This is a genomic window from Cupriavidus sp. GW821-FHT02F09, from assembly GCF_059421605.1.
The window spans coordinates 500,725-524,079 of the sequence record NZ_JBWKVH010000001.1 but is presented as its reverse complement, the minus strand read 5'-3'; the positions used below and the strand labels follow the sequence as shown (position 1 = coordinate 524,079).

Sequence of the window (23,355 nt, the reverse complement as noted above, 5' to 3'; positions counted from 1 at the left end):
GCCATGCTGATCGACTGGTTCACCGTGGGCGCGCAGGCGCTCAACTTCGTCATCCTCGTCTGGCTGCTGAAGCGCTTTCTTTACCAGCCAGTGCTTGACGCCATCGACGCCCGCGAAGGCAGGATCGCCAGGCAGATCGCCGACGCCAGCGCCAGGGAGGCCGAGGCGTGCAAGCAAGGCGAGGCGTTCCAGCAGAAGACCGATGCGTTCGAGCGCGAGCGCGCTGCGCTGCTGGCACAGGCGGCTGGCGATGCCGAGACGCAGCGCCGGCAGTGGCTGGAAGCCGCGCGCCAGGCTGCGGACGCGCTTGCCGCAAAACGGCAGGACGCGCTGCGCAGCGAAGCCGGGCAACTGACGCAGGCGCTTGGCGACCTGGCGCGGCGCGAGGTGTTTGCCATCGCGCGCCGGGCGCTCGCGGACCTGGCCTCGGCGAGCCTGGAAGAACGCGTGGCCGACGTCTTCATCCGCCGTCTGCGTGCGCTCGACGAGCCAGCGAGAGCCAGTCTTGCGGCCGCGTTCGGGCAGCCGGCGGCGCACGCGGTGGTGCGCGGTGCGTTCGCGCTGCCTGCCGCACAGCGCGCCGCCATCCAGGCGGCGGTGGATGACATCCTGGGCACTGCCATCCCCTTGCAGTTCGACACGGCTCCGGAACTGGTGAGCGGCATCGAACTCATCTTCGGCGGCCAGAAGCTGGCGTGGAGCATCGATGGCTATCTCGGCTCGCTGGAGCATGCCGTGAGCGAGCTGCTGAGCCCGGAGAACGTGGCGATGCATGCCGGGCCCGAGCCGGAATCCGTGCCGCAGCCCGCGCCGAAGCCAGTGCCAAAGCCCGAGGCCAGCCAGCCATGACCGTCGCGCTTACCCCGCCGCAAACCGCCATCGAACGGGCGTTCGCCGCCATGGGCGAGGCGCGCAGCAGCTTCGTGCCGGCACTAGCGGCGCAGGAGGTGGGTACGATCGTCAGCGTGGCCACGGGCGTCGCGCAAGTCCGCGGCCTGCCTGGCATCGGCTATGACGAGCTGGTGCGCTTTCCCGGCGACGTGTACGGCATTGCGTTCAATGTCGATGAAGACGAGGTCGGCGTGGTGCTGCTCGACGACTACTGGAGGCTGCGGGCCGGCGACCAGGTCGAGCGCACGGGCCGCGTGATGGACGTGACCGTGGGCAAGACGCTGCTCGGGCGCGTGATCGATCCACTCGGCCGCCCGCTCGATGGCCTCGGGCCGCTCGCGGCCAGCGCGCGGTTGCCGATCGAGCGCCCGGCCGCGCCCATCATGGAGCGCGCGGCGGTCACGGTGCCGCTGCAGACCGGCGTGAAAGTCATCGATGCGCTGATTCCCATCGGGCGAGGCCAGCGCGAACTGATCCTGGGGGACCGCCAGACCGGCAAGACCGCCATCGCCATCGATACCATCCTGAACCAGCGCGGCCAGGACGTCGTGTGCGTGTATTGCGCCATCGGCCAGCGCGCCTCGGCCGTTGCCAAGGCGGTGGCGACCCTGCGCGCCAAGGGGGCGATGGACTATACCGTCGTGGTCGTCACCGAAGGCAACCAGCCACCGGGGCTGGCCTATATCGCACCGTATGCCGCCACCAGCATCGCCGAGCACTTCATGGAGGCCGGGCGGGACGTGCTGATCGTCTACGACGACCTCACCCAGCACGCCCGCGCCTACCGCGAGCTTTCGCTGCTGCTGCGCCGCCCGCCCGGCCGCGAGGCTTTCCCGGGGGACATCTTTTATATCCATTCGCGGCTGCTGGAGCGGGCCACGCACCTCGCCGCCGAGCGCGGTGGTGGCTCCATTACCGCGCTGCCGATCATCGAGACCGAGGCGCAAGACATGTCGGCTTACATCCCGACCAACCTGATCTCGATCACCGACGGCCAGGTCTATCTGTCGCCTACGCTGTTCGCGCTTGGCGTGCTGCCCGCGGTGGATGTCGGCAAGTCGGTGTCGCGCGTGGGCGGCAAGGCGCAGCGGGGCAGCTTTCGCGCGGTGGCCGGCGATCTCAAGCTCGCCTACGCGCAGTTCGAGGAACTCGAGACGTTTTCTCGTTTCGGCGCCAGGCTCGATGATGACAGCCGCCAGTCCATCGCGCACGGCCAGCGCATTCGCGCCTGCCTGATGCAGCCCGAATCGGACCCGGTCCCGGTGCCTGCGCAGATCGCCATCCTGAGCGCGCTGACCGCGCGGCTGTTCGATGCCGTGCCGCTGGACCGGATGCAGGACGCGCAGCTAGCAGTGCGCGCCGCGGCGGCGAGCATCCCACCGGCGATAACCGCCCGCTTCGAGGCCGCGGGCAAGCCGGACGAGGCGGATGGCCAGGCAGTGACCGCGCTCGTCCGCGCCGCCCTTGCGCAGTTCCAGGCCGGTGCCGATACCGGTACCAATAGCGGGGCCGGGCTCGAAGCGCAGGCACGCTCTCCGGCAGAGGGGTGGAGGCAATGAGCGACTCGGCCGCCACGCTGCGGCACCAGATCGGCAGCGCCACGGATCTGCAAGCCGTTGTTCGCACCATGCGCGCGCTGGCCGCCTCCAGCATCAGCCAGTACGAACAGTCCGTGCTGGCGCTGGGCGACTACCGCAGCGCGGTGAGCCTTGGTCTTTGGGCATGCCTGCGCCCGCTGGCGCCCGCCGGTTTAACGCCGGGGCAAAGCAAGCCTGCCTCAACGGGAGCGGTCGGCGCCATCGTGTTCGGCTCCGACCAAGGGCTGGTGGGCCAGTTCAACGAGGTGATCGTCGACCATGCGCTCAAAACGCTCCTGGCCATGCCCGGAAAGCGAGAGGTCTGGGCTGTCGGCGAGCGGGTGCGGGCACGCCTGGCCAGCGCCGGCGTGAGCGTGGCCGGCACCTATGCGGTGCCCGGTTCGGTCGAGGCCATTGCCCCGCTGGTCGACCGGCTGCAGCTCGATACGGAAACACACCCAAGCCAGGCCGCGCAGCCTCGGATCTACGTCTTCTACAATCAGCCAAGGCCGGGCGCCCTCTTCCAGCCCGTGGAGCAACGCCTGTTGCCGCTTGACGCGCAATGGCTGGCCGGGTTGCTGGCACAGCGCTGGCCAACGCCGAATCCGCCGGAAGTGATCGGGGGCGGCACCGCCACGATGCGCGCGCTGATCCGCGAGCACCTTTTTATCTCGCTGTTCAGCGCCTGCGCCGAATCGCTGGCGAGCGAGAACGCCAGCCGCCTGGCTGCGATGGAGCGGGCCGACAAGAACATCGACGAACTGCTCGCCAGCCTTCGCGGCCGGTTTCACAGCGAGCGGCAAAGCGCGATCGACGAGGAACTGTTCGATGTGGTGGCTGGCTACGAGGCGCTGTCGGAGGATGACATTGGCTGAATGGCGCCATCACGAAACGGTAGTCCTGAGCGCCTGCCCTGCCTGGACACTAGGCGCTGGCGTCCCAGCCCCCGCCCAGCGCCAGGAACAAGGCCACGGTGTCCTGCAGCCGCTGGGTCCTGGCTTGCAGGTAGCCGATATCGGCTTGGTGAAACTGTGCATCCGCCACCAGCACCTGCAAGTAGCCGGCGGTGCCGGCCTGGAAGTTGGCCTGGACCTCCTGCAAGGCCTCATGGGCGAGATCCCGCGCATGCCGCGTGGCCTCGACCAGCTCACCATCGTGGTCCAGGGCGCGCAATGCGTCTGCCACCTGTCCAAATGCAGCCAGTACCACCTGACGGTAGCCGGCCTGCGCCGCGTCCATCTGCGCCAGGGCGGCTTGCTGCCGGTAGTACAGTTCGCCGCCATGGAACAGCGGCGCTGTGAGGCCCGCCCCCAGGCTCCAGACTGCGCTGCCGCCGCCAAACAGCGTCCCGGTCTGCAAGCTCTCGCGGCCATAGCCAGCACTCAGGGTAATGGCGGGAAACATGGCGGCGGTGGCCACGCCCACCTCGGCGCTGGCGACGTGGAGCTGCGCTTCGGCCAGCAGCACATCGGGACGGCGCCGGACCAGTTCCGCCGGCAGCAGCCGGGGAATGTCCGCCGGCAAGCGCAGGGTCTCCAGCGTCACGGCAACCGGTTCGCCCTCGGCAGGGTAATGGCCAGACAGGGTCGCCTCCAGATGATCGGCCTGCTCCAGCTTTTGCCGCAACGGCGGCAGCGTCGCCTCCAGCGCGGCAAGCTGCACCGCCAGGCTCAGTTCGCTGGCGTGTGCTGTCGTGCCGGCCCGCACCTGCGCGCGCGTGATCTCCACCTGCTCGCGCACCAGGGCCGCCAGCTCGGTGGTGGACTGGATCTGTGCCGCGTAGCCGGCCTGGGCGACCACGGTGTTGACCAGATTGCCCGTCAGCGCCAGGTAGGCGGCGCCAAGCGTCTGCCGCTGCAGGTCGACCTGGGCGGACAGCGCCTCGACCGTGCGCCGGTTCAGGCCGAACAGGTCGAGCGTATAGCTGACCGTAGCGCTCAGCGAGAACAAGTTGAAGACCGTGCCCGGGACGGCCTGGCCGAAGCGGACCGGCGATGCTGCCTGCCGCGTGGCCCCGGCCGCAGTGTCCAGCTGCGGGTAGAACACGCCGGCGCCGGCGCGCATGGCGGCCTCGCTCTGCCGCAGGTTGGCCTGCGCCGCCTGCAGTGTGGGGTTGCCCGCCAGAGCCTGGGTCATGGCGCCGTCCAGCGCGGCGCTGCCGAACATGCGCCACCAGTCCGCCGGCAACGTGGCTCCCTCCAGGAAATTTTGCGAGATCCCGTCGCCGGGCGCCGTGCGCGCCGCGTCTGCATCGCGCGTGTAGCTAGCCGGCACCGCCGGCTCGGGGCGGGCAAAGTCCGGGCCCACGGCGCAGCCGCCCAGCAAGGCAAGGATTAGCGCAAACCCGGGCAGCGCATGGCGCTTCACGATGCACCACCCAGGTAGACATCGACCAGTTGGCCCGGATAGACAGTGACGTTCTGCGGCGGGCTGAACCTGAACAGCAGGGGCAGCACGCGCACGTCCACGCGCTCGGTACGTTGGTCGGACAGCTGGATCTTTGGCGTGACGTAAGGTTGCGTGCGCACGAACTCGAGCGGGATGCTGGTGTTGGTGCCGCGCACAAACATCCTTCCCTGCATGGCCTGTCCGGACTTTGCGCTCGGCAGGCGCTGCAGCAGGATCTCATCGACATACACGCGCACCGCCAATGTGCCTGGCGCGCTGCCCATCACGATCACAGGGGTGTTGGCCTGCGTATAGGTGCCGTAGGTGCCTTGCGAGGACACATAGGCGCCCACTGCTGTATTGACCGACATCACCACGCCGTCCACCGGCGCGCGGATCACATACTTGCCGAGCAATGCCGTGGCGGCAGCCGCGGCCTTGCGCAACGCATCGACCTGCCTTTCCTGATTGCGGATGTCGTAGACCCAGGCGCCGGCGCGCGTCAGCTCCAGCTGGCGGCGCGCCACGTCGAGGTTGCCGCGCGCCACGCGCACCGCATTGGCGGCGTTGTCCATGGCGTCCTGGCTGACGGAGCGGGCGTTGAGCGCATAGGACCGCTGCAGCTTGTCGAGCTGGTCTTGCACCGTCTTCAGGCTGGCGGAACTCGCCTCGGCCTGCGCGCGCGCCACCTCCAGCGTTTCCTTGCGCGGCTGCGCCTTGAGCTGCGCGAGCTGGGCCTCGGCAGCCTCCGCCTGCGCCTGTTGCTGCGCGGCCAGCGCGCGCTGCACGGAATCCTCGATCACCAGCAAGTCCGCGCCCCGCCCCACCTCCTGCCCCTCGCGCACCGGAATACGGACCACCGTGCCCGCGACCTCGGGATACAGGTTGATATTGGCGCCGTTGTCCTGGTAGCTCTCGATGATGCCATTGGCGTAGATACCGTTCTTGTACGGATTGGCCGCTGGCTGGAACACCGGCGGCAGCGGCGGCCGCTGCTGAGCATAGAAAATGGCCGCCACCACGCCGATCAGGGCGCCCAGCGCTGAGAGGATGAACAACAGCTTGTTCTTCATCGCGCCTCTCCCCGCTCGATGCCCTTGAGCTTGCCATCTTCCATATCGAGGATGCGGGTGGCCATGTCGAAGATGCGGGCATCGTGGGTGACGATCACGATGCAACGCTTGTCGTTGAGGATATGCACCTTGACGAACTCCATGATGGCGTGGCCGGTGTCGCCGTCCAGCGAGGCCGTGGGCTCGTCGAGAATCAGGATGTCGGGCTGGCTGACAATGGCACGGGCGATGGCCACGCGCTGCTGCTCGCCGCCGCTGAGCTTGATCGGCGGCAACTGGGCGCGGTTGGCCAGCCCGACGATCTCCAGGTAGCGCTTGGCTTCGTTGAGCGCATCGTTCCAGTCGCGGCCCTTGAGAATCAGCGGGATCGCCACGTTTTCCAGCGTGGTCAGGCGCCCAAACAGGTGGAAGTCCTGGAACACGAAGCCGATCCTGGCGAGGCGGAAAGCCGCCAGCGCATCGTTGTCCATCTGCCAGATACTGGTGCCGTCGATCACCACCTCGCCACCGTCCGGGCGCAGGATGCCGGAGATCACGCTCAGCAGCGTGGTCTTGCCGCTGCCCGATGGGCCTACGATAAACAGGATCTCGCCGAAGTACGCCTCGAAGGTGACCTGCCTGAGCGCATTGGTCCGGGCCTCGCCTTCGCCGAACCATTTGTCCAGCGCCTTTGCGGCAATGGCAACGCGCGGCATGCTTACCCCCGGAAGATGTCGAAGGGTTCGATGCGCAGCACCTTGCGCACGCCGATATAACCGGACACGGCAGCGATCACGATCACCATCACCAGCGCGAGGCCCAGGTTATAGAACGTGATCATGGCGGCGTAGTCGAGGATACGCAGCCGCGCCAGGCTGATCAGGATGGCGCACAGCCCAATGCCCAGGCCGTAGCCGGTCAGCGCGGTGAAAGCCGCCTGGAACACGATCATCGCCACCAGTTCGTGCCCCTTGGCGCCGATGGCCTTGAGTGCACCGAACTTCTCCAGGTTCTCGAGGATAAAGGTGTAGAACGTCTGCCCGGAGATCGACAGCCCGACGATAAAGCTGATCACGGTCATCAGCAGGATATTGGTGCCGAGCCCGGTCTTGTATTTGTAGAAATCCGAGATGCGCTGGATGAACTGCGCCTTGGTGAGCGCGCGGTAGCCCAGCCATTGCACTTCTTGCTGGATCCGCATGACGTCCGCCATGGACTTGGGCTCCACGAGAATGTAGGAGATCGTATAGCGCGTGGTCGGCAGGTACTGGATGGCGCGCTGGTAGGTCGTGTAGAGCGTGGGCACACCGAACAGGCCCGTGGTGGAGACCTGTGCAATCCCGACAATGACGCCGCGGTTATCGTTGATCTCGAATTCGGTACCGACCGCGGGGTTCTCCAGCTTGTCGAATTCGGCATCCTTGACGACCAGGAAGGCATTCTCGGCATAGATGTCTTCGATCCTGCCATTGAGCACGTCAGGACGCCCGAACAGGCTGGCGTCATCAATGCCAACCACGGTCACTGGCTGGTAGGTGCCGCTCCGCAGACGCACCAGCGCGCCGCCCGAGTAGAGCGGCACCGCAAACTTGACGCCCTCGATACTGCGCACGGCATCGAGCATGTAGTCCGGCATGCCGATGGTATTGGCCACGGTATTGACCGCCGGGTCCATGACCCAGATGCTCGCGCCGATGTTGTACACCGTCGACGACGATCGATTGAGCACGCCGGCGAACAGCGAGGTCATCTCGATCATCAGGAACACCGCGAATGTGATCCCGACCAGCAAGCCGGTGAATTTGGCCCGGTCGTTGACCAGCAGCTTGTAGGCGAGTTTGAGGATACCGGGCACCATGTTCTTGCTTTCTTGGCCGTGTGCTGCGCAGGGGCATCAAGGCATGCTGGTGCCGTGTACTCAGTCTAGTGTCGGGCGCCTGGTGGCCTTTGACGCAGATCAATCTCGCCTGTGGCGCGGCCGGTGACACCGGAGTTGCGTGCAATCCAGCACTAGTACTAGTACGCGTCAAAGTTGCCATAGATCAAGGCCACCGGCAGCCATCCGGCTATATTGGGCTCGTGCAGCCGCCGGATCGCGAAACGAACCCGGCAACGCCGCACCTGCATTTAACGGGCTATCGAAAGGAGGACGCTGTGCAAACCAATATCGGTGCGGTTGACCGCACGCTCAGGATCGTTGTCGGCCTGGCCCTGATCGGCCTTGCCGTCATCGGCACGATCGGCGTGTGGGGATGGATCGGCGTGATCCCGGTCCTGACAGGGCTCGTCCGCATCTGTCCCCTCTACAGCCTGCTCGGCGTCAAGACCTGCCCGGCCTCAGGCGGAAACCCCGACTGATCCTGCCGGCCTGCGCCGGTGGCCCCTGTCGGCAGGCTTGGGGCGCCCGGAAGTGGTCGCGGCGCCGGTTACCTTCCTGTGCTCCGATGACGCAGCACTTGTCACCGGCGCCAATATCGCCATCCATGGCGGGCAGCACATGCAATGAACGCACCAATGCCAACCCGTGAACCTGCCGCTGCACCCGAGGCGGAATGCGGCTGCGCTCCCATCGAGGCTGTACCGGACCAGCTCGACGAGCAAGTGCGCTCTACGCTGGCCTGCGCGACGCAAGGCATGTCGCTTGCCTCGTTCTGGCTGGCCGGACTGGACTGGGCGTTGCACCTGGCCATCTCCCCTGGCAAGGTCGATACATCCCTGGGAGCGTGGATGAGCGCAATGATTGCCGCGACCGGCGGCATGTGGCCCGGTCCGGCCACTGCGCAACCAGCGCCCGGCGCGACGGCGCCGCCGTCCGACCTGCGCTTTGCCGACCCCGCCTGGTCGCAGTGGCCTTTCCGCTTCTGGCGCGATGCCTTTCACAACAACGAGGCGCTATGGGCGTCGCTGACGCACGGGCTGCGTGGTGTATCCCCGCACCATGAGCGGATCGTGTCGTTCTGCGCGCGGCAGATGCTCGATACCGGCTCGCCCGGCAATGCCTGGTGGCTGAATCCCGTGGTGCTGCAGGCCACGGCTGCCAGCGCCGGCGGCAATTTCCTCAACGGGGCCCAGCACTGGCTGCACGATATGCAGGACGTGGTGGCGGACCTGTCGCGCGACCCGAAGCTGCGTCGCCCGCCCACCTTCAAGGTAGGACGGGATGTCGCCGTTACGCCCGGCAAGGTGGTGTTCCGCAATGCCCTGATCGAGCTGATCCAGTACGCGCCAGCCAGCGCCGAGGTATGGCGGGAGCCAGTGCTGATCGTGCCCTCCTGGATCATGAAGTACTACATCCTAGACTTGCAGCCGCGTGACTCGATGGTGCGCTTCCTGGTCGAGCAAGGCCACACGGTCTTCATGATCTCGTGGAAGAACCCGGGTGCCGATGCGCGCGACCTCGGGCTTGACGATTACCTGCGCCTCGGCGTGCGGGCCGCCTTGCACGCGGTGCAGGAGCGCTACCCCGATACGCGCATCCACGCCGCCGGCTATTGCCTGGGCGGCACGCTGCTGTCGATCTGCGCAGCGGCGCTTAGCCGCGACGACAGTGGCTTGCCCCTGCAAAGCCTGACCTTGTTCGCCAGCGAAACGGACTTCACCGAGCCAGGAGAACTCGGCCTGTTCATCGACAGCAGCGCCTTGTCCACGCTGGACGCGATGATGCGCCAGCAAGGTTACCTGGACGGTCCCCAGATGGCAGCCGCTTTCCAGATGCTGCATTCGCGCGACCTGGTCTGGTCCCGCATGATGAGCGAGTACCTGCTCGGCAAGCGGCTGCGCCCGAACGACCTGGTGTCGTGGAACCGGGACGTCACCCGCCTGCCCTTTCGCATGCATTCGGAGTGCCTGCACAAGCTGTTCCTCAACAACGACCTGGCGGAAGGACGCTATTGCGTGGATGGCCGCCCCGTCGCCCTGTCGGACATCGGCATGCCGATCTTCGCGGTCGGCACGGAGCATGACCATGTCTCGCCCTGGCGCTCGGTCTACAAGCTGCATTTGCTGACGTCGGCGCCGTTGACGTTCCTGCTGACCTCGGGCGGCCACAATGCCGGCATCGTGGCCGACCCTTCGCATCCCGGCCGCCGATACCGGGTGGAAACGCGCGCGGCGCAGGCAACCTATGGCAGCCCCGAACGCTACCTCTCGACTGCGCAACGGCATAAGGGATCCTGGTGGCCCTGCTGGCAGGGCTGGCTGGCGTCGCACTCCACTGGACGGGTCCCCGCGCGCGACGCGGCGCACGGCGCGCTCGCCGACGCCCCCGGGAGCTACGTGCTGGAGGGCTAGGAATAAGCGTGCCTCCCGGCTTGAGCACACGCAACGCGGCCTCAAAGGTCCCTTGCATGCCCGGTGCCTCAATGGCCGCGTCGACGCCCCGTTCACCGGTCAGCCTCAGGATCTCGCAGCAACTCTCGCTCGATCCATTGCCGCGGGGGGCGCTCGCAGCCGGCTCGCCATGCGCCACGAAGTGCCGTGGATGCGCAGTCGGGATCCACGCCGAGCGCGACCAGCACGGTCCGGTGGTCCATGATGTGCTCTGTGCATCGGCTGCATCGGCTGCGTTGGCTGTATTAACGCCCGTGGGCGGCCCCGGAAAACACCATGTCAGCGGATCGTCACACGCTGTTGCGGCGAGGCTTCTTTCTTGGGCAGTACCACCCGAAGGACACCGTTCTCGTAGCTGGCATCCACCTTGCTTTCGTCCACGGAACTGTCCAGGGTAAAGGCGCGTTGCATCGAGCCACTGTAGCGCTCACGCCGGATCACACGTTCGCCTTCCTTCTGCTCGGAAGACTTTTCCACCTTGGCCGAGATCATCACCGTGCCGCGATCGACGGACACCTCGATATCTTCCTTCCTGGCGCCGGGAATCTCGGCGACCACGTTGTAGGCCTTGTCAGACTCGGTCACATCGACCTTGAACGCGAATCCTCCTTCATAGTTGCCGCGAAACGCGCGCAACATGCCTTGCAGCATGTCCCCAACCGGTTCGATCGACAGCGGATCGTGAATCCTGAGATTGCTCATTGTCGCCTCCTTGGAGTGAAGGGCCCGCATGAGGAGCGGACCGCCACTTCATGGTGGCACAGCGCGGCTGCCGCATCTTGTCCCAGATCAAGCGCGGTGTTGCCCGGCAGAGAGAGATCGTGGGGGGGCCGGGGGCTGGCCCGCAGCGCCAGGTGCCAGGTAGTAGAGGCTTTGGAAATCCCGGTCCATTGATACCTCTGCTGCCCGATCGGCAGCATCCTTGTCCTGCATCAAGACCGATGCCCCCAAGCTGAACAATGCTGGCATATTGGCGTCCACGCGATGGCGCATCCGGCCTGACGCGCAGCCCGCCTTGCAGCCCGCCTCGCAGCCGGATACGGAACTGGCGCCCCCACCCACCCCGACGACCCCGAGCACGATGAGTATTCGTAACCTGGAACATCTGTTTCATCCGCGCTCGGTCGCGGTGATCGGCGCGTCCGCACGACCGCACAGCGTAGGGGCCACCGTGTTTGCCAACCTCCGTGCCAGCGGCTTCGCCGGCCCGGTGTATGCGGTGAACCCAAAGTACCGTGCGCTGGAAGGTCGGCCTTGCTATCGCTGCGTCGCCGCGCTGCCCGATGCGCCCGAACTGGCAGTGATCTGCACGCCGCCCGATACGGTGCCGGGCCTGATCGCCGAACTGGGCGAACGTGGCACCCTGGCCGCCGTGGTCCTTACCGCGGGCATGGCGCGAGCGGATGGCGCGGGCGGGCAAACCCAGCAGGATGCAATGCTTGGCGCCGCCAGGCCATATCTGCTGCGCATCCTTGGTCCCAACTGCGTGGGGCTGCTCGTGCCAGGCCTGGGGTTGAACGCCAGCTTTGCGCACGCGCCCCCCCTGCCCGGCAAGCTGGCCTTCGTCTCGCAGTCCGGCGCCCTGACCACGGCGGTGCTGGACTGGGCAAGATCGCGCCAAATCGGCTTTTCTCACTTCGTCTCGCTCGGGGACAGCGCCGACGTCGACGTGGCGGACGTGCTCGACTATCTCGGCAGCGACCCGGGCACCCAGGCGATCCTGCTCTATGTGGAAGCGGTCAGGTCCGGGCGCAAGTTCATGTCCGCCGCGCGCGCGGCTGCCCGCAACAAGCCAGTGCTGATCATCAAGGCCGGCCGGGTGCCAGAAGGCGCGAAAGCGGCAACCTCGCATACCGGTGCCCTGGCAGGCGCCGACGATATCTACGACGCGGCGATCCGCCGGGCCGGCATGTTGCGCGTGGGCACCACCGAAGAGATGTTCGACGCAGTGGAAACGCTCGCTCGCGCGCGAGCGCTCGCCGGCGATCGACTGGCGATCATGACCAACGGCGGCGGCGCTGGCGTGATGGCCACCGATGCCTTGATTCTTGGCGGCGGCCATCTGGCCACCCTGGGAGACGCCACGCTGAAGCTGCTGGACGCGGCCTTGCCACCCACCTGGTCGCACGGGAACCCCGTCGACATCGTTGGGGACGCTCCCGTCGAACGTTACGTCGACACCTTGAAGCGACTTGCGGCGGACCCCGGCAGCGATGCGATCCTGATGATCCACGCGCCCACGGCGATCGTGCCAAGCAGCGACATCGCCATTGCCCTCACCAGCGCCATCACGCCAACTGCGCCGGCCACACCGTCGACGCTATCGCGCCCCGTCTTCACAAGCTGGCTCGGCGGCGACTCGGTGACCCGCGCCCGCCAGATCTGCCGGCATGCGGGCCTTCCCACCTACGACACGCCGGAACAGGCCGTGCGCGGCTTCCTGCAGACCGTGGCCTACCGCCACAACCAGGAACTGCTGATGGAGACGCCGCCATCGGTTCCGGCCGGCGCCGAGCCCGACAGCGAACGTGCGCGACAGTGCATCCGCGACGCGCTTACCACCGGCCGTTCGATGCTGACTGAGCCCGAAGCCCGCACGGTCCTGACCGCCTATGGCATCCCTGTGGTGGAAACCCGGACCGCTGCCGACATCGATGCCGCCGTCGCCGCTGCCGAAGGCGTCGGCTTTCCGGTTGTCGCCAAGATTCTGTCGCGGGACATTACGCACAAGTCCGATGTCGGTGGCGTGGCACTGGACCTGCAGTCTGCCGGCCAGGTACGGCATGCCCTGGAGCGCATGGAGGCCCGCATTCGCAGCGAACGGCCCGGGGCGCGCCTGGATGGCTTCACGGTGCAGCGCATGATCAGCCGGCCGGGTGCTTTCGAATTGATCCTGGGCGCTACCACCGATCCGGTGTTTGGCCCTGTGGTGCTGTTTGGACACGGGGGTACCGCCGCCGAGTGCATCGCCGACCGTGCCATCGCCCTGCCGCCGCTGAATGTCAACCTGGCAAGGGATCTTGTCGCCCGCACGCGCGTTGCGAAGCTGCTTGCAGGCTATCGGGACCAGCCGCCGATCTGCCATGACGCCCTATACCAGGTCCTGATCCGGCTGTCGCAACTGCTATGCGACCTGCCGGAAATCACCGAACTCGATATCAATCCGCTGCTGGCCGACGGCGCGGGCGTGCTGGCCCTGGACACGCGCATCGGCGTGGCGGCGGCTACGCAGCCAGGCGCCGCCCGCCTTGCCATCCGGCCCTATCCCAAGGAACTGGAGGAGACCGTGGCGTGGCACGGCGCACCGTTGCTATTGCGCCCGGTGCATCCCGAAGACGAGCCCGCCTACCAGGCCTTCTTTGCCGCCATGACCCCGGATGACATCCGCATGCGCTTCTTCTGCATGATCCGCCAGCCGCCGCACAGCCAACTCGCACGCATGACCCAGATCGATTACGCCCGTGAGATGGCATTCGTCGCCGTCGGCGCGGCAACCGGCGAGCAGCCGGCCATCCTGGGCGAAGTGCGGGCCGTAGCCGACCCCGACAACCTGCGCGCTGAGTTCGCCGTGGCGGTGCGCTCCGATTGCAAGCGCCAGGGCATCGGCAGCCTGCTGCTGGGCAAGATGGTGGCCTACTGCCGCGCACGCGGCACGCGGGAGCTGGTCGGGACCACGCTGGCAACCAACAGGGCGATGCTCAGGCTCGCCGAAAGCAGCGGTATCCACGTTCTGCGCACTGGCCAGCCTGCCAGCGACGGCGTGGAACTCCGCCTCTTGCTGACGGGGTCGAACTCAGGCAATGGGCCATGACATTGCGCTAGCCGCCCGCCTTTCCCTAACTGGCCAGGCTGCCAGAGGCTGGCAGCAGCCGGAAAAGACCAAAAGCACCGCCTCCAGAACGCCCACCCCTACTACCGTCCCGCCAAACGCCCCACCCCGTGCTGCCCCGGATCGCCCTCCAGGCAAGCCACCACTTCCTCATCCTCAACCTGCGGAAACTCCCGATAATGCTCACCGACAGCGGAAAAATTGGCCGGCGATCGCAGGCAGACCACCTCGTCCGCGTAACGCCGCACCTCGGCGAGCGAAGCCGGCGCGGCCACGGGCACAGCGCATACCAGCCGGGCAGGATTCTGCTGCCGCACGGCATGCAATGCGGCAATCATGGTGGCGCCCGTGGCAAGCCCATCGTCCACCACGATCACCGTGCGCCCGTCCAGCGCACGCGCGGCGCGCCCCGGCGTGTATTGCTTGCGGCGGCGGCGCAGCAATGCAAGCTGTTCGTTGCGCTCCTGGTTGAGATAGCTGGAGTCGGCGCCAACTCGTGCCGCGTAGGGCGTCACGTAGACCCAGCCGCTTTCATCGACCGCGCCGACCGCCATCTCGCGGTCGAATGGCGCCCCTAGCTTCCTGACCAGGACCACGTCCAGTTCGCCGCCGAGCCGGTCGGCGAGTATCTTGCCCATCGGCACGCCACCCCGTGGAATGGCCAGCACAAGGGGATGGGCGTCGCCGTACCCGGAGAGCGCTTCGGCTAGCCGCTCGGCGGCCTCGTTCCTGTCCTGGAAAGTCATGACATCACCTTTTGCCGGTGAGGGACCAGCTAGCTGGCTAGCCGGCTAGCGACTTCCATCGACGCCGTAAGGCGAGGTGTCTGTCAGACTGGACGGCCCCCAATGCGCGCCATGACGGTCCTCAAGCGCGGTGCCAATGAACATACAGGGTCTCGTCGGCGTCGGAATAGTCGATTTCCAGCTTGCCACGATACGCATGATGCACGGCAGAGCCGATATCGCGTGCCAGGTGAAAGCCCGTGGTCGTGATGGTGATGCGATCCTCCTGAGTCTGCGTCGCCATGATGCGCTCCATCGGATGACTCTCTCTCATCAGGGCTTCGCGGTGCCGCACCAGCCCGAGAATCTCATCCCGGTGCTCCCGCTGGAACGCCCCATCCAGCGTCAACTGCGCCGCGGGCACATGGTCGGCGATGCGGTGGCAGGCCGGGCACATCAGCGCCTTGGCGCCGGGCGGCACGGCCCGCCATTGCCAACGTCCTTTCAGGAGGACCGCGTGGCAAGCGGGACAGGAAGCGATGGCGGGCGCCTGCTCCGGCTGCTTGTAGGCATCGTGGATGGGATCCTGGGGAAGCCGGTCCCAACGGGCCGGCCTGACCTGGCTCGAACGCTCACGGACTTTCATGTCTGGCTCCTGAAATCGAATCGGGCAGCGCCCACGCGGCCTGCCTGCAGTATTGCGGACTCACCTGGCGAGCCCGCCCATGCTCATCGCATACCGCTCGGCGCCCCGAACATGTGCTCGTGCTTGCGCTGGCACGGGGTGCAGCGTTTGGCCGTGGGATACGCTTGCAGGCGCGGATAAGGAATGGGCTCGCCGCAGTCCACGCACACGCCGTAGCTGAGCCTGGCGATCCGCTTGCGCGCCACCGCTATGTCGGCCAGTTCCATGCGGTAGTGTTCGGCCACGGCATCGTCCATGCGCTCCTCGGTGCCATGCTCAGCGAGATCCGCGTCGTCGTTCGCTTCGCGCTCGGCGGACACAGTACGGGAAACGGCTGCGGCGTCCATCTGGCCACGGATTCTCTGCTCTCTGCTGTCCAGCAAGGCGACGAGGCTGGAGAGCTGCTCTTTCGTTAAATCGGACATCGTCGACTCCCGGGCGCGGCAAGGTGGATCCACATCCATGATGCGATGACATCGGGCAGGCCGCTTGCGCCAGATCAAGTGATGGGCCGCCGGCACGAAGTGCCTGCGGCGTGGCGCGCTGAACCCTCGTTCCGCTTCAAGCTTCAATATAGGTGGGTGGTTGCCGGTTAGCATGATCTGCGTCAATCTCACTTCCGGCCATGCGCGGAGCCGGCCGCAGCCATGGTGCGCGCGGGCGCGGATATCGCGCCCGCGCCATGCCGGCAGTTAATGTGACTAGTGTGACATCAGGACGGGCACCGTCATGGTGTCCAGCAAAGCCCTGGTGACGCCACCCAGTACCAACTCGCGCAGGCGGCCGCGCCCGTAGGCGCCCATCACCACCAGATCGGCGCCAAAATCCGCCGCGCGCGAGAGCAAGGTTTCCCCGATGGCGATGTCCGATCCTTCCTGGCAGTGTTCAAACTCTGCCTGGACGCCATGGCTTGCCAGCGCGGCCATGGCATGGCCCGGCAGGCTCGCATCGGGCCGCGCGCCGGTACCTTGCGCGCAAAGCACCTTGGCCTGCCCGCCGCAGATCAAGGGCATGGCGTCGTGCAAGGCGCGCGTGGCCTCGCGTCCGCCGTTCCAAGCCACCATGACACGTGCGCCGGGGACAGCGAACTGGCCTGCGAATGGAATGACAAGAACCGGCCTGCCACCGTCGAGGATGAGGGTTTCCAGGAACTGGGTCGCGACAAAGCTGTCTGGGTCGGCCGGATCGTATTGCCCGACAACCACAAGGTCGGCCTCGCGCACTTCGCGCAGCGCCATCATCAACGGATCGCCATCCACTGCCCGCCACTCGGTTTCGATCCCCAGGTCCTGCGTTGCCGCCAGGAAGCGCCGGTGCACCGCCTCGCGCGCCTCACTGCGCCGCTGGCGGTCCTCGTTGATATAGGTCGCGGCACCCTCCATCAGGTAAAACCAGGCGACATCCGGCATAAAGCCGGCAAACAGCCCGATCAGCCGGGCATGGCGTGCCACGGCGAGCCGGGCAGCGATTTCAAGCCGGTCCAGCGCGCGTGGGCTGGTGTCCAGGTGGACCATGATGCTGGCGTATTCCATAACATTCCTGTGCGGTTTAGGTTTGGGTTTGGGAGCCTGAATCCAGTCTAGGCAGCGTTTGGACGTGGCTATTGACTCAGGTCAAGCCGATACCTTCTGCACAGGGGCTGGCGCCTCGCGTACGCCATGGATACGGATCAAGCGGCAACCGTCAGCGTGACCTAGGCTAAATGCTGGGCACCGCCGAGGACGTCACCATGCACGAGACGATGCGCGCCATGATTTTCGACGGCACCGGGCCGGCCTTGCGCCTGGCGCGCGTCCCCGTGCCAGACCCCGGCCCAGGCGAAGTGCGTATCGCGGTGAGCACCTGCGGCGTCTGCCGCACCGACCTGCACATTGTCGACGGCGAACTCGCGCACCCGAAAGCCGCCCTCATTCCCGGACACGAAATCGTTGGCAGGGTCGAGTCCTGTGGCGCAGGCGTGACGGGCCTTGCCCCGGGCGACCGGGTCGGCGTGCCGTGGCTCGGGCAGACCTGCGGGCACTGCGGCTATTGCGCGGCGCGTCGCGAAAACCTGTGCGATACGCCGCAGTTCACCGGCTATACGCGCGACGGCGGCTACGCCGAGTACGTAGTGGCCGACAGCCGCTTTTGCTTCCCCATCCCGGAGCACTACGACGACGAGCATGCGGCGCCCTTGCTGTGTGCGGGCCTGATTGGCTACCGCACGCTGCGCATGGCGGGGGACGCCCGCAAGGTCCGGTCTATCGGCATTTACGGATTTGGCGCCGCGGCCCACCTGGTGACGCAGATCGCCGTCGCCCAGCAGCGCGAGATCTTTGCCTTCACGCGCCCCGGCGACACCGCCGCCTGCCAGTTCGCGCGTGACACCGGGGCGTGCTGGGCCGGTCCAAGCGACCAGCCCGCACCGCAGCCGCTCGATGCCGCGCTGATCTTCGCGCCGGTGGGTGCGCTGGTGCCGATGGCGCTGCAAGCCGTCGCCAAGGGCGGCACCGTGGTTTGCGGTGGCATCCACATGAGCGATATTCCGGCCTTCCCCTATCGCCTGCTCTGGGAGGAGCGGTCGATCGTGTCGGTGGCCAACCTCACGCGCGACGACGGGCTGGAACTGATGCGGATCGCCCAGGCCACGCCGCTGCGCACCACCACCACGGTCTATCCGCTGGAGCAGGCCAATGCCGCGCTGGCCGACCTGCGCGCGGGCCGCCTGGCCGGCGCGGCGGTACTGCGCATCGCTTAATCGCCTAATTAGAACTCCCCCTCCAAAAAGTGCCCCCTTCGGCACCAACTTGCGCTAGATCAAGTCCACGCCCCACCCCGCCGGATAGCATTGGACCCTACGCCGTCGCCCCGCGGATCAAGGTCTGTCTTTGTCGTCTCCCCTTCCCCCCTTTGCCCGACACCCTGAACCCCCTGGCGCGCCCGGCGGCATTCCATCATTCAGCGCACAGGTGCACAGGTAGCCGATGAAACTCAAACCAGGCTGGGGTATAGCGGTATTGTTCGTTGCTGGCGCCATTGGAGCCGCCGTGTGGTGGCTTGGCAGCCAGCGCGACCCGTGGCCGGCTTATGTGGCCCACAGCAATGGGCGCATGGAGATCGGCCGCCTCGACGTGGCGGTGAAGTATCCGGGCCGCGTCATCGATCTGCCGGTTCGCGAGGGCGATGCCCTGGCTGCGGGCGCCGTGGTGGCCCGGCAGGATGACGCCGAATTATTGACTCAACTCAGCCTTGCCACCGCAGCCCGCGAGCGTGCCGTGCAGGCGGCGTCGCGCGCGCAGGCGGAGATCGAGGGGCGCGCGAGCCGCCAGCGGTTGGCGCGGCTGGAGTTGACCGAGGCGGTCAAGCTCTACCAGGACCGCCAGATTTCTGCCGTCGAGCGCGATCGCCGGCAGCTTGGCCTGGATGGCGAGAGCGCGGGCGTGACCGGCGCGCGCGCCGCGCTTGGCGAGGCTAACGCGGCGATCGCGGAGGCCGATGCCCAGATTGCCCGCCTGAAGATCCTGCAGGATGAGGCAACCATCCGTGCCCCGGTGGCCGGGCGTGTGGAGTATCGCGTGATCGAGGTCGGCACGGTGCTGCCGGCGGGCGGCCGCGTGGCGTCGCTGCTGAACCTGGCCGATATGTATTTCACAGTGTTCCTGCCCGCGGGTGCTGCCGGCAAGCTGGCTATCGGCGACGAGGCGCGCATCGTGCTGGACGCAATGAAGGACGAACCGATCCCGGCCCGCGTCAGCTTTGTGGCCAGCGAGGCGCAGTTCACCCCCAAGTATGTCGAGACCGATGCCGAGCGGGCCAAGCTGATGTATCGCGTCAAGCTGCAGCTGGCGCCCGAGGTTGCCCAGCGCTACGCGGCCAAACTGAAGGCCGGCATGACGGGCGATGGCTTTGTGCGCCTGGATGCCAGGCAGCCCTGGCCCGCCGCGCTGACGCTGCCCCGGCAGCCGGCCTGACGCCATGCCGAGTCCGCACCCCGACGGTGCCGCGGCCATCCGGATCGATGGCTTGTCGCACCGCTACGGCGCCAGCGTGGCCCTGGACAATGTGTCGCTCACGCTGCCCGGCAATGCCACCATCGGCCTGATCGGCCCCGATGGCGTCGGTAAATCGACGCTGCTCGGCGTGATTGCAGGCGTCAAGCGTATCCAACAGGGCCATGCCACCGTGCTGGGCGCGGACTTGCGTGACCGGCAAGCGCGCGAGGCGCTGTTGCCGCGCGTGGCGTTCATGCCGCAGGGGCTGGGACGCAACCTGTACCCGACGCTGTCGGTCTACGAGAACGTGGACTTCTTTGCCCGGCTGTTCGGCCTGGGCGGCACGCAGCGGCGCCAGCGCATCGAGCGCCTGCTCGCGGCCACCGGCCTGGCGCCTTTCCCGGACCGTCCGGCGGGCAAGCTCTCGGGCGGCATGAAGCAGAAGCTGGGCCTGTGCTGCGCACTGGTCCACAACCCGGACCTGCTGATTCTCGACGAGCCCACCACGGGGGTGGACCCGCTGTCGCGGCGGCAGTTCTGGACCCTGGTGGAGGACCTGCGCGCCGAGCACAGCAATATGACGGTGATCGTTGCCACCGCGTATATCGAGGAGGCGCAGCGCTTCGAGCATCTGGTGGCCATGGATGCCGGCAAGGTGCTGGTGTGCGACCGTACCGCCGATGTGCTGGCGCGCGCGGGCACCGGCGACCTGGAGCAGGCCTATATCTCGCTGCTGCCGGCGGCCCGGCGCGGCGATGCCACGGGACTGGTGATCCCGCCCCGCCCGCCGGATGGCGACGAACCCGCCATCGAGGCCGAGGGGCTGACGCGGCGCTTCGGTGCATTTACCGCCGTGGACAATGTGAGCTTTCGCATCGAGCGCAGCGAGATCTTCGGCTTTCTCGGCTCCAATGGCTGCGGCAAGACCACCACCATGAAGATGCTGACCGGGCTGCTGGATGCCACCAGCGGCACCGCGCGCCTGCTCGGCCAGACCATCGACGCCGGCGATATGCGTACCCGCATGCGGGTGGGCTATATGTCGCAGGCGTTCTCGCTGTACGAGGAACTGACGGTACGGCAGAACCTGGACCTGCATGCCAGGCTCTACCGGATGGAGGGCGAGCGCGCGCAAAAGGCGGTCGGGCAGGCCCTGCTCGATTTCGAGCTGGACCAGCATGCCGATGCGCGGCCCGCCGCCCTGTCGCTCGGCATCCGCCAGCGCCTGCAGCTGGCTGCGGCCTGCCTGCACCATCCGGAAGTGCTGATCCTCGACGAGCCCACCTCCGGCGTGGACCCTGGCGCGCGCGACATGTTCTGGCGCCATCTGGTCCAGCTGTCGCGCCGGCAGCGCGTCACGATCTTCGTTTCCACGCACTTCATGAACGAGGCGGCGCGCTGCGACCGCATCTCCTTCATGCACCGCGGCCGCGTGCTGGCGGTGGGCAGCCCGGACGCGCTGCGGGAAAGCTGCGGCGCGCGGACGCTGGAGGATGCGTTCGTCAGCTACCTGGAGCAGGCTGAGACCCCCGAGAACGGCGCAGCCGCCGCGGTCGCCGCTGCTTCGGCTGCGGCGGCTGCGCCCGCGCAACCCGCGCCGCCCCCCGCGCCGGTCGGCAGGCCAGCCGCGCATGCCGGCGGCTCGCGGCTGGCGCGGACCTGGGCGTTCGCCAGGCGCGAGGCCATGGAGCTGGCGCGCGACCGGCTCCGGCTGGCATTCGCCATCCTTGGCCCGATCGTGCTGCTGTGCGCCGCGGCGTGGAGCGTGTCCTTCGATGTGGAGAACGTGCGCTTCGCCGTGCTGGACCGCGACCAGAGCCATGCCAGCCGCGAGCTGGTGGAGCAGTTCTCCGGCTCGCGCTACTTTGTGCAGACCGATGGCGTGCACAGCGAGGCGGACGCGGACCGGCGCCTGCGCGCCGCGGCCGATATGCTGATCGTCGAGCTGCCGCCCGGCTTCGAGCGCGACCTGCTGGCCGGGCGCCAGCCGGAGCTCGCATTCCGCGTCGACGGGTCCAGCCCGTTCCCGGGCGCCACCACGCGCGCCTATGTGAGTGGCGTGCTGCTGGCCTACGCCAATGCGCAGATGCGCGCGCAGCCGGAGCGCCCGGCCGCGCTGCCGGTGTCGATCGAGACCCGCTTTATCTACAACCAGGAGTTCCGCAGCATCTACGCGATCACGCCCGGCATCATCATGCTGGCGCTGATCCTGATCCCGACCATGCTGACCGCGCTCGGCGTGGTGCGGGAGAAGGAGATGGGGTCGATCACCAACCTCTACGCCTCCCCGGCCAGCGTGGGCGAGTACCTGATCGGCAAGCAACTGCCCTACGTGGGGCTGGCGATGATCAGCTACCTGACCCTGGTGGCGCTGGCCATCGTGCTGCTGCAGGTGCCGCTCAAGGGATCCTTCCTCGCCTTGTCGATCGGCGCCGTGCTGTTCGTGCTGGCGGCCACCGCGCTCGGGCTGCTGATGTCGACCTTCGTGCGTTCGCAGGTGGCGGCCATCTTCGGCACCGCGATCCTGTGCCTGATTCCGTCGGTCAACTTCTCCGGCCTGCTGTATCCGGTGTCGACGCTGACGGGCAGCAGCTACTGGATCGGCCTGGGTTTTCCGTCGTCGTGGTTCCAGCTGGTCAGCCTTGGCAGTTTTACCAAGGGGCTTGGCGTGGGCAGCTTCGGCACCATGTACCTGGCCTTGCTGGGTTTCGCGCTGCTGTACCTGGCGGGCGCGCGTCTGCTTCTGCGCAAGCAGGAAGCGTAGCCGGGAGATGCCGCGATGAATCAATGGTGCAAGAACGTGGCCAGGCTGTGCGGCAAGGAGTTGCGCAGCCTGTTCAGCGATGTGACGCTGATGGCACTGATCGTCTTTGCCTTTACGCTGGCCGTGCATTCGGTCGCCAAGGGCATCAAGGCCGAGGTGTCGAATGCATCGGTGGCCATCGTGGATGCCGACCACTCCGAGCTCTCGCGCCGCCTGCGCGATGCGATCCGGCCGCCGTATTTCAAGACGCCGGTGGATGTGGACCGGCACGCCGTCGATGCGGAGCTGGACCGGGGGCGCTACATCTTCGCCATCGAGATCCCGCCGCGCTTCGAAGCCGACGTGCTGGCGGGAAGAACGCCGGCGGTGCAGGTGCTGGTCGATGCCACCGCGATGACCCAGGCGGGCCTGGGGGCCAGCTACCTGCAGCAGATCTTCACGCGTGAGGCGCTTGAGTTCCTGCACGCGCGGGGCATCGAGGCGCAGCTGCCCGTGCGTGCGCAGAGCACGGTGCTGTTCAATCCCAATACGGAGTCGCACTGGTTCACGTCGACCATGCAGATCGTGGTGAATATCACGGTGCTGGCCATCATCCTGGTAGGCGCGGCGGTGATCCGCGAGCGCGAGCACGGCACCATCGAGCACTTGCTGGTGATGCCGGTGCGCGCCAGCGAGATCGCGGTGGCGAAGATCCTGGCCAATGGCGCGGTGATCTTCCTGGCGTCCCTGCTGTCGCTGTGGCTGGTGGTGCATCTGTGGCTGGATGTGCCGCTGACCGGTTCGATGGGGCTCTTTGCGCTGAGCACCGCGCTCTACCTGTTCTCGGTGACGGCGCTCGGCATGTGGCTGGCGACCGTCGCGCCGGCAATGCCGCAGTTTGGTTTGCTGGCGGTGCCGACCTATGCCGTTGCCTACCTGCTGTCCGGCGCCGCCACGCCGGTGCAGAGCATGCCGCAGGCCCTGCAGCACGCGGTGCAGTTCCTGCCGACCACCCAGTTCGTCACGCTCACGCAGGCCATCCTGTTCCGCGGCGCGGGCGTGGATGTGGTGTGGCCGCAGTTGCTCGGCGTCACAGCCGCGGGCGGGATCTTCCTGGCCCTGGCGCTGACACGGTTCCGCTCCATGCTGGCGCAGCAAGGATAGA

Annotated in this window: 19 protein-coding genes and 2 pseudogenes; 11 read left to right on the top strand and 10 right to left on the bottom strand. The window is 67.1% G+C overall.

Translation table 11 applies throughout. The annotated features are described in order from the left end of the window. Positions 1-3: 3 nt before the first annotated feature. Genes AC07XB_RS02590 through AC07XB_RS02580 form a run of 3 tightly spaced genes read left to right on the top strand, consistent with a single transcriptional unit; the run spans position 4 to position 3,343 of the window. Positions 4-849 carry a F0F1 ATP synthase subunit B family protein gene (locus AC07XB_RS02590; RefSeq protein ID WP_492831376.1) on the top strand — a complete coding sequence of 282 codons (846 nt, stop codon included), beginning with the start codon at positions 4-6 and terminating at the stop codon, positions 847-849. Beyond that, complete coding sequence (locus AC07XB_RS02585) at positions 846-2,450, top strand: alternate F1F0 ATPase, F1 subunit alpha (protein ID WP_492831375.1); 1,605 nt, start codon at positions 846-848, stop codon at positions 2,448-2,450. Before AC07XB_RS02590 ends, AC07XB_RS02585 begins: the two co-directional genes overlap by 4 nt. Further along, the gene (locus AC07XB_RS02580) at positions 2,447-3,343 is read left to right on the top strand and encodes a F0F1 ATP synthase subunit gamma (RefSeq protein WP_492831374.1); all 897 of its coding nucleotides are present in this window, start codon (positions 2,447-2,449) and stop codon (positions 3,341-3,343) included. Before AC07XB_RS02585 ends, AC07XB_RS02580 begins: the two co-directional genes overlap by 4 nt. 49 nt (positions 3,344-3,392) lie before the next feature. Here AC07XB_RS02580 and AC07XB_RS02575 read toward each other — a convergent pair whose 3' ends face one another. The 4 genes from AC07XB_RS02575 to AC07XB_RS02560 are packed head-to-tail and all read right to left on the bottom strand — an operon-like array spanning position 3,393 to position 7,763. Then, on the bottom strand, positions 3,393-4,835 hold the full coding sequence (locus AC07XB_RS02575; protein ID WP_492831373.1) for an efflux transporter outer membrane subunit: 1,443 nt from the start codon (positions 4,833-4,835) through the stop codon (positions 3,393-3,395). After that, entirely contained in the window at positions 4,832-5,929 is a 1,098-nt protein-coding gene (locus AC07XB_RS02570) for an HlyD family secretion protein (protein ID WP_492831372.1), read from the bottom strand. Before AC07XB_RS02570 ends, AC07XB_RS02575 begins: the two co-directional genes overlap by 4 nt. Further along, positions 5,926-6,624 (bottom strand): ABC transporter ATP-binding protein, encoded by a 699-nt coding sequence (locus tag AC07XB_RS02565; RefSeq protein ID WP_150990122.1) that lies wholly within the window; start codon positions 6,622-6,624, stop codon positions 5,926-5,928. Before AC07XB_RS02565 ends, AC07XB_RS02570 begins: the two co-directional genes overlap by 4 nt. Before the next feature lie 2 nt (positions 6,625-6,626). Then, on the bottom strand, positions 6,627-7,763 hold the full coding sequence (locus AC07XB_RS02560) for an ABC transporter permease (RefSeq protein WP_492831404.1): 1,137 nt from the start codon (positions 7,761-7,763) through the stop codon (positions 6,627-6,629). A gap of 299 nt (positions 7,764-8,062) precedes the next feature. Between AC07XB_RS02560 and AC07XB_RS02555 the strand changes: the two genes are divergently transcribed. From AC07XB_RS02555 to AC07XB_RS02545, 3 genes and pseudogenes are all read left to right on the top strand, one after another. Beyond that, positions 8,063-8,266 (top strand): YgaP family membrane protein, encoded by a 204-nt coding sequence (locus AC07XB_RS02555; protein WP_492831371.1) that lies wholly within the window; start codon positions 8,063-8,065, stop codon positions 8,264-8,266. Between the two features lie 15 nt (positions 8,267-8,281). Next, positions 8,282-8,414 (top strand): annotated as a pseudogene (locus AC07XB_RS02550) (SDR family oxidoreductase); the annotation flags it as partial. Positions 8,415-8,422: 8 nt separating this feature from the next. After that, positions 8,423-10,198 (top strand): PHA/PHB synthase family protein, encoded by a 1,776-nt coding sequence (locus AC07XB_RS02545; protein ID WP_492831370.1) that lies wholly within the window; start codon positions 8,423-8,425, stop codon positions 10,196-10,198. Positions 10,199-10,202: 4 nt separating this feature from the next. Here the strand turns inward: AC07XB_RS02545 and AC07XB_RS02540 are convergent. Both AC07XB_RS02540 and AC07XB_RS02535 read right to left on the bottom strand, forming a co-directional pair. Further along, a pseudogene (locus tag AC07XB_RS02540) lies at positions 10,203-10,313 on the bottom strand (NAD(P)-dependent alcohol dehydrogenase); the annotation flags it as partial. A gap of 203 nt (positions 10,314-10,516) precedes the next feature. Beyond that, on the bottom strand, positions 10,517-10,939 hold the full coding sequence (locus AC07XB_RS02535) for an Hsp20/alpha crystallin family protein (protein WP_043346129.1): 423 nt from the start codon (positions 10,937-10,939) through the stop codon (positions 10,517-10,519). Positions 10,940-11,318: 379 nt separating this feature from the next. Here AC07XB_RS02535 and AC07XB_RS02530 point away from each other — a divergent pair, with 379 nt between their 5' ends. Beyond that, positions 11,319-14,048: a bifunctional acetate--CoA ligase family protein/GNAT family N-acetyltransferase gene (locus tag AC07XB_RS02530; RefSeq protein ID WP_492831369.1), complete on the top strand. Its 2,730-nt coding sequence runs from the start codon at positions 11,319-11,321 to the stop codon at positions 14,046-14,048. A gap of 101 nt (positions 14,049-14,149) precedes the next feature. On the opposite strand, the gene AC07XB_RS02525 is transcribed toward AC07XB_RS02530, so the two are convergent. The 4 genes from AC07XB_RS02525 to AC07XB_RS02510 all read right to left on the bottom strand — a co-directional run bounded on the left by AC07XB_RS02525 (position 14,150) and on the right by AC07XB_RS02510 (position 17,008). Next, positions 14,150-14,812, bottom strand: coding sequence for a phosphoribosyltransferase (locus tag AC07XB_RS02525; RefSeq protein ID WP_492831368.1), 663 nt, complete (start codon positions 14,810-14,812; stop codon positions 14,150-14,152). 121 nt (positions 14,813-14,933) lie between these two features. Next, entirely contained in the window at positions 14,934-15,437 is a 504-nt protein-coding gene (locus tag AC07XB_RS02520; protein WP_492831367.1) for a BCAM0308 family protein, read from the bottom strand. An 83-nt stretch (positions 15,438-15,520) separates the two neighbouring features. Further along, a complete protein-coding gene (locus AC07XB_RS02515; RefSeq protein WP_492831366.1) occupies positions 15,521-15,901 on the bottom strand; it encodes a TraR/DksA family transcriptional regulator in 381 nt (126 codons plus the stop codon). Between the two features lie 276 nt (positions 15,902-16,177). Beyond that, positions 16,178-17,008 (bottom strand): universal stress protein, encoded by an 831-nt coding sequence (locus tag AC07XB_RS02510; RefSeq protein ID WP_492831365.1) that lies wholly within the window; start codon positions 17,006-17,008, stop codon positions 16,178-16,180. Between the two features lie 197 nt (positions 17,009-17,205). Here AC07XB_RS02510 and AC07XB_RS02505 point away from each other — a divergent pair, with 197 nt between their 5' ends. From AC07XB_RS02505 to AC07XB_RS02490, 4 genes are all read left to right on the top strand, one after another. Next, a complete protein-coding gene (locus AC07XB_RS02505) occupies positions 17,206-18,213 on the top strand; it encodes a zinc-dependent alcohol dehydrogenase family protein (RefSeq protein WP_492810345.1) in 1,008 nt (335 codons plus the stop codon). A 226-nt stretch (positions 18,214-18,439) separates the two neighbouring features. Continuing rightward, a complete protein-coding gene (locus AC07XB_RS02500) occupies positions 18,440-19,426 on the top strand; it encodes an HlyD family secretion protein (RefSeq protein ID WP_492831364.1) in 987 nt (328 codons plus the stop codon). A gap of 4 nt (positions 19,427-19,430) precedes the next feature. Continuing rightward, the gene (gene rbbA, locus AC07XB_RS02495) at positions 19,431-22,211 is read left to right on the top strand and encodes a ribosome-associated ATPase/putative transporter RbbA (RefSeq protein ID WP_493688025.1); all 2,781 of its coding nucleotides are present in this window, start codon (positions 19,431-19,433) and stop codon (positions 22,209-22,211) included. A 15-nt stretch (positions 22,212-22,226) separates the two neighbouring features. Further along, positions 22,227-23,354, top strand: coding sequence for an ABC transporter permease (locus AC07XB_RS02490; protein ID WP_492827042.1), 1,128 nt, complete (start codon positions 22,227-22,229; stop codon positions 23,352-23,354). Position 23,355 lies beyond the last annotated feature (1 nt).